This window comes from Mucilaginibacter sp. L3T2-6, from assembly GCF_030519355.1.
Classification (GTDB): Bacteria; Bacteroidota; Bacteroidia; order Sphingobacteriales; family Sphingobacteriaceae; genus Mucilaginibacter.
In genome coordinates, this window is the sequence record NZ_JAUMKC010000035.1 from 23,956 (window position 1) to 35,638 (window position 11,683).

At 44.9% G+C, this 11,683-nt stretch carries 6 protein-coding genes; 4 read left to right on the forward strand and 2 right to left on the reverse strand.

What is annotated here, in order from left to right:
- Window positions 1-7: 7 nt before the first annotated feature.
- Together Q3W13_RS24540 and Q3W13_RS24545 are read right to left on the reverse strand one after the other, a co-directional pair.
- A complete protein-coding gene (locus Q3W13_RS24540; RefSeq protein ID WP_302868577.1) occupies window positions 8-4,192 on the reverse strand; it encodes a hybrid sensor histidine kinase/response regulator transcription factor in 4,185 nt (1,394 codons plus the stop codon).
- 147 nt (window positions 4,193-4,339) lie between these two features.
- The gene (locus Q3W13_RS24545) at window positions 4,340-6,721 is read right to left on the reverse strand and encodes a TIM-barrel domain-containing protein (RefSeq protein WP_302868579.1); all 2,382 of its coding nucleotides are present in this window, start codon (window positions 6,719-6,721) and stop codon (window positions 4,340-4,342) included.
- A 209-nt stretch (window positions 6,722-6,930) separates the two neighbouring features.
- Here Q3W13_RS24545 and Q3W13_RS24550 point away from each other — a divergent pair, with 209 nt between their 5' ends.
- The 4 genes from Q3W13_RS24550 to Q3W13_RS24565 are packed head-to-tail and all read left to right on the forward strand — an operon-like array spanning window position 6,931 to window position 11,539.
- Window positions 6,931-8,994, forward strand: coding sequence for a BatA domain-containing protein (locus Q3W13_RS24550; protein ID WP_302868580.1), 2,064 nt, complete (start codon window positions 6,931-6,933; stop codon window positions 8,992-8,994).
- Window positions 8,995-9,018: 24 nt separating this feature from the next.
- Window positions 9,019-10,272 (forward strand): dihydroorotase family protein, encoded by a 1,254-nt coding sequence (locus Q3W13_RS24555; RefSeq protein WP_302868581.1) that lies wholly within the window; start codon window positions 9,019-9,021, stop codon window positions 10,270-10,272.
- A gap of 4 nt (window positions 10,273-10,276) precedes the next feature.
- Window positions 10,277-10,945 carry a hypothetical protein gene (locus Q3W13_RS24560; RefSeq protein ID WP_302868582.1) on the forward strand — a complete coding sequence of 223 codons (669 nt, stop codon included), beginning with the start codon at window positions 10,277-10,279 and terminating at the stop codon, window positions 10,943-10,945.
- A gap of 21 nt (window positions 10,946-10,966) precedes the next feature.
- A complete protein-coding gene (locus Q3W13_RS24565; RefSeq protein WP_302868584.1) occupies window positions 10,967-11,539 on the forward strand; it encodes a DUF4199 domain-containing protein in 573 nt (190 codons plus the stop codon).
- Window positions 11,540-11,683: the final 144 nt, after the last annotated feature.

Consider the following 11,683-nt stretch of genomic DNA (forward strand, 5'->3'; position numbering starts at 1 on the left):
TGTAGAATTATTCAAATGCATTAGCCGGTTGCAACGACTCTTTTTCTTTTTTCCTGACTTCGTTTACGTATTCAGAAGGCAGTGTGCCATATTCCTCCTTAAACACTTTCGAGAAATAGGTTGGGTTATTAAAGCCCACCTCGTAAGCTACACTGGCTATGCTCAGCTGGCTTTTTTCCAGCAGTTGCACTGCCCGTTTAAGACGAATAGTCCGGATGCAATCAACAGGCGTTTTGCCGGTGAGTGTCAGTAAGCGTTTATAAAGCGATACCCGGCTTAGCGACATTTGCCGGCTCAACTCCTCTACCGAAAAGTTCGGGTTGGTAATGTTCTTCTCTATACAAGCAAGCGCTTTTTTTAGAAACTTCTGGTCTTCCGATACAATTTCCAAATCCTGTGCCTGTATTTCCACCTGCTTCTGGTAAGTCTTTTTTAATTTCTGCTGTATCATCAGCAGGCCGTTTATTTTTGATAACAGAATTTCAAAGCTGAATGGCTTGGTGATATAATCGTTAGCGCCGCTGGCGGTGCCGGCTAACAGGTCTTTTTTCTCGGTCAGGGCGGTCAATAAAATTACCGGTATATGGGCAGTGCGCTCATCGTCGCGAATTTTGGCGCATAGTTCCAAACCGTTCATTTCCGGCATGCTTACATCGCTCACAATCAAATCAGGGTGCATAGCAAGCGCTTTCTGCCAGCCATCTTTACCGTTAACAGCCTCAATAATATGGAAGCTCTGCTTCAGGTTGTCCTTCAGATAAAAACGCAAGTCATCGTTGTCCTCAATAAGCAGAACCACCGGCTTTTTGCCCGAATCGAGGATATGGCCCTTCGGTTTCTCTTGCTCAACAAGCGCTGATTTATTTTGCGGCTTTGTTTTGCCTTCCTTAAGTGTCTCGACGCCCACCGGCAGGCGTATTGTAAAGCAGCTTCCCTCGCCCGGCTCGCTTTCCACAGTAATATCACCACGATGCATCTTGATGAATTCACGGCTTATGGAAAGGCCAATACCGCTACCCTGGTTGAGCAAGTTCTCAGGCAACGCGTCCTGGAAAAACCGTTCAAATATCTTATCCTGCTTCTCTTTATGAATACCAATACCTGTATCCAGCACCCTTATCTCTAAAATTTGCTCATTACCGTTTGTATCGCCGCCATTACCAAGACTGGTAAATACGCTGATATGGCCGCCTTGCGACGTGAATTTAAAGGCGTTTGACAAAAGGTTAAACAATACGCGCTCAATTTTATCATGGTCAAAACTTGTCTCCAGCGATTCTACTTCGCTATCGTATAAATAGCCGATATGGTTTTGGGTGGCCATGTCGTTAAACGACGAGCAAACCTCGCGTATAAACTGAATAATGTCGCCTTTTTTTAGGCAAAGTTGCAATTCGTTAAACTCCATCTTCCTGAAATCGAGCAATTGGTTGACCAGGTTGAGCAGTCGCTTACCATTGCGCTTTATCATTATCAGCTGATGCTCATGATTGGGATTGTTAATGTTTTTTATCAGGTTATCAATAGGGGAAATGATGAGCGAAAGCGGCGTGCGGAACTCATGGCTGACGTTGGTGAAGAATTTTATTTTCATCAAATCCAGCTCGTGCATACGGCGGGCTTCTTCGCGCTCCTTTGCAATCATGCGCTCTTCTTCTATTTTGGCATGCTTTTGCTCAAATTCTTTTTTTAGTTTTTTGATACCCCTATGTCGGATATAAAGGAGGAGGCCCGCAATCAGTACTACATAAATTACGTACGCAAATACCGATTTCCAAAACGGCGGCAGAACTTTAATATTTAAAGCGGCGGTACCGGCCATTTCAGGATGGTTGGCGTTAACCACCCGCACTTTAAATACATAATCGCCGGCATCAAGGTTGGTGTAGGTGGCTTTTCGGGCTTCTTTGGGCGATGCAAGCCATTGCTTGTCAAAGCCTTCCAGTTTGTACTGATAAGTAATTTTGTTAGGATTGAAATAATCGCGGGCAGCAAATTCTATCGTAAATACGTTCTGGTCATGATGAAGGATAAGCTGGTTTGTTTCCGCTATCGATTTGGTCAACACCATATTCCCATTAACCGTATCTCCTACTTTCACGCTTTTGTTAAACAGCAGCAGATCGGTAAATACCGGTTGTGGCTTCGGTAAAAAAGTGTGGATGTTTTGCGGGTCGAACAAATTATATCCGTGTGCGCCACCAAATATCATTTCACCATTTTTAAATTTGTACGATGCGTTGATATTGTATTCCTTGCCTTGCAATCCATCAAATTCGTCGTACTTATGTATCAGGTATTTATAATCACCTCCGGTTTTCGTCAACTTTATGCTGGCCAGGCCGTTTGCAGTGCTGATCCATATCAGGCCGCTTTTATCCTCCAGTATGTTTGATACATTGTTGTTGGGCAACCCTTTGTTTTCGTCGATGTTTATGAATTTCCCGGTTTGTGTATTCAGGACACTTATTCCGTCTTTGGTGCCGATCCAGAATAAGCCATTTCTATCCTGCAAAATACGGTTAACATCATTTGCGATCAGGCTATTGGGGTTACCCGGTTGATTAAAATAATGTTTTACTTTTTGGGTTTTATTAATAATCACATCTATACCCCGGTCACGCCCTATCCAGATGTTCTTGTCCCTGTCCGGGTAGATTATCGAGGTATATTCCGAACTCATGATGTAATCCGGATGGGTAAAGTTGTCTGCTGCCGCGTTGTAAATATTTAATGCGCCTGCAAAAGTACCGAACCACAATCTTTGCGACGCATCTTCCGCGATGGTATAAACCCTGTCGTCCGAAATGCTGTTGGGGTCACTGTCTTTATGCTGGTAATGAATAAAACGGTTGCCTTCCAGGCGGTTAACCCCGCCAAAGTAGGTGCCTATCCAAAGCTTACCCTCATGATCAATAAGAAGGCTGATGACTACATCATTTGAAAGGCTGCCTGGATTAGAGGGATTATGCCTGTATTGTGTATACTTTTTTGTGTTTTTATTATAATTGATAAGCCCTCCGCCGTTGGTGCCTATCCATAAATTTCCGGCCCTGTCTTCTACAAAGCAATTCACGTCTTCATAGGGCAGGCTGGTGTTATCGGCAATGTAATGCTTTACAATCGGGAACCGGATGATATCTTTATGGTAATAGTTAACGCCATGCTTGTAGGTGCCCGCCCAAATTATTCCGTTATTATCTTTATAAAGTACTGCACTGTTTTCGCTTAGTGCGCGTTCATCATCATCGCGAGACAGAACATAACTTATTTGATGGGTCACCGGGTTAATCAGGTTAATGCCGCCATGGTCGGTTCCCACCCAAATATTTTTGTCGTCACCCTGAACAATCGTATTTATAACATTTGAGTTCAGCGTGATGTCGCGCGTATCTTTATCATAATGGTTTAAGCGGTTTGTTCGGGTATTATAATTGTAAATGCCCATGAAACTGCCCGTTACGTAAACCCACAAATTTCCTGCATTATCCAGCATTAGCGAGTATGGAAATAGCTTTTTATTGTTAGCCTGTTCCAGGTCGGTACTGCGCAACAGCACCGTATTATTCGCTGTGTTCAATCTATCAATTGTGCCGTCAGCATAAACGAGCCAAAATGTTTTATCCCGGTCCTCAACCACATCGGTCACCTTGTTGGAGTGAAGTATGATCTGCGAATCGGGCAGAGTATTATAGGTACTTGTGGTCTTACTTTTGGGATGATAGCAATAAATGCCCCTGTCATTGGTGAGGAACCAAAAATCACCGCTATCGTCCTTTCTTATCAGCGTCAAATGATTGGTTATCACCTGGTATTTAAGCAATTCATTAGCGATGTCGCTGGTGAAACTTTCAGTATCAGGGTCGTATACGCAAATGCCGCTGTGAGTAAAAACCCACATGGTATTTTGCGGCCCCTCACAAATGCTGGTAACGTTATTATCCAATAAGGATTTAGGGTCGTTACCGTCGTGCTTAAACAATTTAAACTTATAGCCCTCGTACCTGTTTAACCCTGATGCGGTGCCAAACCAAACAAATCCGCCAGCGTCTTTATAAATACAATTTACGCGGTTATTAGACAGCCCGTTAGTAATATCCAGATGAGAAAACTGGTAACCCTTTTTTTGCGCGTGCAAAAAGGTATGCATAAACAGCAATACAATTATTGATGTAATAATTTTAGTGCGCATGGGTAATAATTGGTTGTGCGTATCTGCAGGATGAAATACTACGCACTAATATATTAATAATTGTTAATTATACACTAATTTTTGCGGATAAAAAAAATGCCCCCATGGTTTTGAACCGGCATACGGGCATAAAATGTTAAAATAGTACTATATTTTTACAGCGAGTGATTTACCTGAATAAGTAAAAGTTTTATCAAACCTGGTGGCCACTGTTTCATCTGTTCCGTACTCACCGTTCACCAATACTACGTTAAAAGTACGTTGCTTCAGCATACCCGGAAAGCTGCCTTTTGTATCCGAAACAGTGATTGTACGGGTTTTATCGTTCCAGTTGATGTTAAACGTAGCATATTGCCCTTTTTCATAATTATAGGTATCATTCTCATCCTCATAAAACTTAAATTGCCCGTTTGCGCCAGGATAGATGCGCAGCTCTATAACCTTGTTCTTTTCCTGGGTAGTATATTCCACCTCGGGACCCATAGGCACTATCGAGCCGGCACGCACATAGAGCGGCATTGTTGCAATTGGTGCATCAGCCTGCAGCGTTTGTCCGCCATTTATTTTTTTGCCGGTCCAGAAATCATACCAGTCAGCGGCTTTTGGCAGATAAACGCTGCGGCTTTTGTCGCCCTGCGTTGTTACCGGGTTAACCAAAAATGCCGGACCGAACATATATTCATCGGGTATGCCCTGGATGTATTCATCGCCGCGGAAATCAAATGCCAGCGAGCGCATCATAGTATAATTGTCAAAAGTTGTTTTGCCGGCTAAGGAGTAGATGTAGGGTAGCAGGCGGTAACGCAATTTATCATATTTCAGCAGGGTAGCTTTGGTTTCAGCATCCCAGTTGTTCGAAAACAGTGCGCGCTCGCCTTTACCGTGAATACGGAAGATGGGGCAGAAGGTACCGAACTGGAACCAGCGTGTAAACAGTTCCCTGAATTCCGGCTTCGACCAATCAGGTGCTTTCCAGTAATACTGGTAGCCGCCGATGTCTGAAGTCCAGTAAGGTATACCTGAAACACATGCATTAATACCCTGCGGCACCTGGCTTTTGAAAGCTCCAAATCCGCAGAATATATCTGACGACCACAGCGTAGCCGCATTGCGTTGCTCCCCGGCAAACGACTGCCTGATCAGGAAAAATGCCCGTTTATTCGGTATGTCCCTGCGCCAGCCGGCATAAATACCTTTTGAATGTTCTAAAGAATACGTGTTAAAATAATCGATGCCTTTACCGATGGCGAAGCTGGCTTTGCGGCGCTCGTCCAATAATGCACCATTGTCCGGTTCACATTGGTCAACCCACCAGGCATCCCAGCCGTAGCGTTTTACCAGGCTATCGCGTGCCTGGTCCCAGTACATTTCGCGGGCCCTGGGATTGTGGGCATCATAATAGGTATCGAAAGTATGGGTAACCACATTATCCCAGGTAATGGAGGTCAGCCCGCCTATTTTATTAAGCGCATCGTAGTTCTTTGTGCCCTTGCCGAATACCGGCCATATCGAAATCATACCTTTGATATTCGCTTTGTGCAGTTCAGATACCATTTCTTTTGGGTCAGGGTAACGCTCAGGGTTCATTACATGTACGCCGATAGGGAATGGGTCCCAGTAATACCAATCCTGCACAATTACGTCGACCGGGATATGGTTTTTGCGGTAACCGTCCTTTACCGACAACACTTCTTCCTGCGTCAGGTACCTGTCCTGCGACTGGAATAACCCGAACGCCCATTTTGGATACATTGGCGCTTTTCCCGTAGCGATACGGTACAGGTTGATGATCTTATCAAAATCAGGGCCGTAAAAAAAGTAGTAATCTACTTGCTTGCCGCTTTCTGATACATATTTAAATTGTGTATTTCCTGCTTCTGCACCATAAAAGTTAGAGGCTGAGTAGTTATCCCACATTAAACCGTAACCTTTGGTTGATAGCAAAACCGGAATTGCTCCCGTCATATACTTGATGGCCATATCCTGATTGCGGCCTTTATAATTGATAGAAAGGGTATCGGTGGGGTGGCAACCGAGGCCATATAAAGCCTCATCTTTTGGTGAGTTGAACGAAGTACTTACAGTATAAGTACTAATGCCCGCAATGGTAGCCGGCGTTATGGTTTTGTTGTATGATTGTGTTTCCGAGGCTATTTCTTTGCCGCTAAGGTCAGTATAGGTAATGGCGTTGGTGGCTTTATTTACAAGTACTTTTAATCTTGATGTGCTGATAATATAGCCGGTTCTATTTTCGGTGATACTATAATTGCCATAAGTCCACTTATTGTTTACTACCAGCGAGGGCTTATCATTAAACTGGTTGAAAATGGTGTATTTTACTTCGATTATATCGTCCTTACAGACAACAATTTTCATTAAGCCTTTATCCAGAGCAAACAGTACATATCCTTTTTCCTTTTTGTACGATTTTATGGCAGCATACGCCGGGTGAATATCAAGTGCCCCTGTGAGTAAGATGGAAAGTAAGCAAATGATAATCGGTTTAAACTGTTTCCTTTTTTTTAACATGGTTGTAGTTGGTACAGATTTATAAAAATTTCAGACGCTGTAAAACTATAGATAGCATAAGTAGCCCGGTGGCAATTATGTTAAAATATAATGAATAAATGTTAATAAGCTGTAAATCATTTTCATTGCCAACTTATTGAACCTGATCAGCCGTATCAATCAAATAAATTCGCACATTTGCACATCTGCATATCCGCACATTACCGACCATGCATTTTTTATATCCAGCCTTCTTACTTGCATTATTTACGCTGGCTATCCCTGTAATTATCCACCTGTTTAATTTCCGCAGGTACCAGAAAGTTTATTTCAGCAACGTACAGTTTCTGAAGGATGTGCAGGAGCAGCAGTCGCACCGCCGCAATTTAAAGGAGCGGCTGATCCTTGCGTCCAGGTTGCTGGCTTTAGCTTTTTTGGTACTGGCCTTCGCCAGGCCCTATATCCCCGGCCGTAATGCCGCCAACGCGGGCAAGCAGCAGGCGGTGAGTATTTTTGTTGATAACTCCTATTCGATGCAGGCCCTTAACCGTGAGGGCTCCCTGCTGGATGAAGCGAAACGCCGTGCAAAGGAGATAGCATCGGCCTATAGTATAAACGACAGCTTTCAACTGCTTACGCAGGATTTTGAAGGCAGTCACCAGCGTTTATTAAGCCGCGATGAGTTTAATGATGCGGTGGATGCGGTGAAGATCAGTCCGCAAAGCCGCACGCTGCAGCAGATCATCAGCCGGCAGGAAAGCTTGCTGGATATGAATAAAAGCGGCGTGCGATCGGTGTATGTGATCTCCGACTTTCAAAAAAACATGGCCGGCGGGCAACCGCTTAAAAAGGATACCGGCGTGCGTGTTACCATGGTACGTTTAAGTGCCAGTTCGCTGCCCAATGTTGCGGTGGATTCGGTTAGCCTCCTGAGTGCGATACACCGGCCGGGTGAAACCGAAAAGCTGGTGGTTCGCTTGCATAACTACTCCGGTAAATCAGCCGAAAAGGTGCCGTTGAAACTTACCATAAACGGTGAGCAGAAAGCACTGGGCAGCTATACGGTTGATGCGAGGTCTGCCCAATATGATACGCTCACCTTTTCGGGTTTGAAACCAGGCTGGCAGCGCGCCGAACTGACCTTGCAGGATAACCCGGTGACTTTTGATAATGAATTTCATTTCGCTTTTAACGCCGCGCAGCAAATGCCGCTGTTACTGGTGAATGGCGGCACTCCCAATCCGTACCTGAAAGCCGTTTTCGCAGCCGATCCTTTTTTTAATGCGAAGCAGGTACCGGACGGCAATGTGGATTATTCGTCGCTGAACAGCTATCCTTTAATTGTTTTGAGTGATATCGATGCCATTTCTACAGGCCTATCGCAGCAATTGAAGACCTACGTGAGCAAAGGGGGAACGCTGGTGGTATTTCCGTCGGCAAGTATCAATGCTGCAAGCTACCAGTCGTTACTGCAGCCATTGAATGCCGCCTGGCCGGGGGCTTTACTTACTGAAAATACCAAAGTGTACAACATCAACTTGCAAAGCCAGGTATTTAAAGGCATCTTCGAAGGCTTTCCGCAGAACCCGGAATTACCGTTGGTAAAGAAGTATTATATGCTCAGTTCTGCCATCGGCAACCGCACCGAAAACCTGATGACCTTGCCGGGTAACAAAACATTCTGGGCCGGATATACGGCAGGGAAGGGTCATGTTTATGTATCAGCGGTACCACTTAGCGAGGACTTCAGCAACCTGCCCCGGCATGCTTTGTTTGTGCCGGTGATGTTCAGGATTGCATTGCTGAGCGGTCATGACCTGCCGTTGTTCTATACGCTTGGGAAAGACGAAAATATAGAAGTGCCGCCGGTACATGTTAACGAAAAGCAACTGCTTAAGCTGGTTAAGGGTGGGCAAAGTGTTATTCCGGATACAAGGCAGCAGGAGGGAAGCACATTGCTTTATGTATCCGACCAACTGCATGAAACCGGCATCTACGACCTTAAAAAAGGAGACAGCTCCGTGGCCGTGCTCGCGTTTAATGATAACAGGAGCGAGTCGGATTTGAGCTATCTTTCCAATGCACAACTGGCAATAGCCGTCCCGCAGGTGAGCGACATCATGGAAAGCGGGAAAGCCTCGCTGAAAGGGAATGTAACGGAAACAAATTTCGGCTTACAATTATGGAAACTTTGTATAATTTTGGCGTTGATTTTCCTGGCAGCCGAAATACTGCTGATTAGGTTTTATAAAACCAGCGTCAGCAACAAAAATCAGCCGGGCATGAATGGATAAAAACCCACCTCTAAAGCATAGTAAATGAATTTGCTTATTAAATCCGTAACAATTACCGACCCGAATTCACCTTACAATGGCCAGGTTGCCGATGTTCTGATAGAGAAAGGAATCATCACTAAAATAGCGCCGGGCCTTGAAGCGGATGCGGAATTGGTTGAAGGGGAAGGTAAACACCTGTCGCCGGGCTTTTTCGATCTTAACTGCAATATCGGCGAGCTGGGGCTTGAAACGAAGGAGGATTTGAAAACAGGTACCGCTGCCGCGGCAGCCGGAGGATTTACCGGCGTTGCACTCATGCCGAATACCATTCCCCCGGTGCACTCCAAAGCAGAGATCGAGTACCTGATGAACCGGGCGAAACGGAGTTTGGTGGATGTTTATCCGCTGGGCGCCATATCGCATAAACGGGAGGGTAAAGACCTTGCCGAGATGTACGATATGTTTTTAAGCGGAGCAAAGGCCTTTACAGATGGCAACCGCCCGGTACAGGATGCAGGATTGATGGAGCGTGCCCTGCTGTACGCACAGGGCTTTGACGCACTGATTTTATCTTATCCGGAAGATACTGCCATAGCCGGCAAAGCCAAGGTTAACGAAGGCGAGATAAGCACGATCCTGGGTATGAAGGGCATACCACCGCTTGCCGAGGAGCTGATGATTGCCCGCGACCTTTACCTGGCAGAATACACCGGTTCACGGATACATTTTACTACTATATCAACCACACGCTCTGTTGAATTGATAAGAGAAGCCAAACGCAAAGGGATTGAGGTTACCTGCGATGTTGCGGCCCACCACCTGGTGCTTACGGATGAGGCTTTACTAGGCTTCGACAGCCTTTATAAGGTAAAGCCGCCATTGCGCACCCGGGATGATGTGAATGCCTTGCTGAAGGGTTTGAAAGATGGTACCATAGATGCTATTGTCTCGCAGCATACACCACACGAGGTGGAGTTTAAGGCTGTTGAATTTGAAGTAGCTGAATTCGGTATCATCGGCTTGCAAACAGCGTTCTCATTAGCTCTGAAAGCCGGTCTCAGCCTCGGCCTGATCATCGAAAAAATGGCAGTAGCGCCACGTGAAATATTGAATGTAGAAATTCCATCCATCGCAGAAGGTAATGACGCCAACCTGGTATTGTTTGATCCGGAACAGGAGTGGGAATACAACAAAGCCAACAACAGGTCTAAATCATATAATTCGCCGTATATAGGCCAGAACTTAAAAGGCAAAGTGTTGTTAACTACCAATAACAATCACTTTTATAAACAATAAACCTATGATAGACCCAAAAGTAGAATCAGCCATAGAAGCCGCACTGACGGCTTTTTCTGAATACAGCGATTTTAACGCTGAACCATTTGCGGAAGTTATTGCCGGCGTGTTCGACTCCGGGGAGGACTTTATGAGCAAGGTGGACATGATGGACGAAATCTTCGACGATTATCCGCAGCTGGAGGCTTTACGTGAAGTGTTCTTCGACCTGCTCCTGGTCAACTTCTTTAGCGCTGATGTAAAGAAACTCGAAGACGATTACCTGGACTCGCCCGAATGGGAAGCTATCGAAGAGGAAACCCTCGACCGGGGCACTGAGCTGCTGAACCTGCTGCTTTATCTGAACGAGTGCGAAGACGAGGAAATTGAACCGGGACTGGAGGACTACCTAAAGGAATTTTTATTGGTTGATGAGGACGAGTTCCAGGATGAATACCGTATTTATGAACCGGTAATATCTAACCAGGCCCTGATGGAAAGTTCTGTTTCTGAAATTGCCAAAGTAGCCAGACAACTTCCCGAAGATTCGGAACTGAAAGAACTGTTTTACCCGGTTATGTGCTTTTTCCAGAATACAGACCCGTCAGACGCTGAAACCGCTGACATAGCTGCCAATGCCATTGAACAGGAATTTGATATGGCTGTTTTTGAAATATTGGTGAGCTTTAAATAAGCCTCGCCCTGATTGATTATAATGAACGATATTGAAAAAAGGATAAAGATAAACGGGGTAAAGAACGGGTTTATATTAGGCCTGATCATTACTGCGTTGTCGATAGCGTCCTATTATTTGATTACTACTACTGCATCGCCTTTGGTTTTTGTTGGCGCACCGGTAATATTTTCTGTATTTATTCCAATCTTCCTGGTGATATTCCTGGCATTTAAAGCCCGTAAGGATATTGGCGGATACTGGACCTTTAAGCAGGCTACGACCGGCATATTCATTATGTTTTTAGTAGCTTTTGTTTTCAATTACCTCGGGAAAGAGATAATTTTTAATAAATTCGTCGAGCCTGACAATACCGTTAAAGTTCAAACTGCGGCTATCAATGCCAAAATTGCCATTTTGAAAGAGCGGCATACCAGCCAGGTGCTTATCGACAAAAATGTAGCCGAACTAAAAAAAGATTTTTCGCAGCCGTCTGCATCAATCGGCAATGCGATAACCGGTGTAGTAATTTCTATCATTTTCGTTTTTATCCTGGCTTTATTGTTTGGCGCGCTGTTTAAGAAAGACCCGCCGGTGTATGTCCAGCAGGGGTAGTTATAAATAAAAGGTAATGATGCCAAAAATAGTTGGTGGTAATAGGAAAAAAAAGTGCTAAATAGCGTATGCAGATATAAGGGGAATCGGGCTCTGCAGCGGTGCAACCTGCCAGCAATAATATTTGCGAACGATACCATGGCC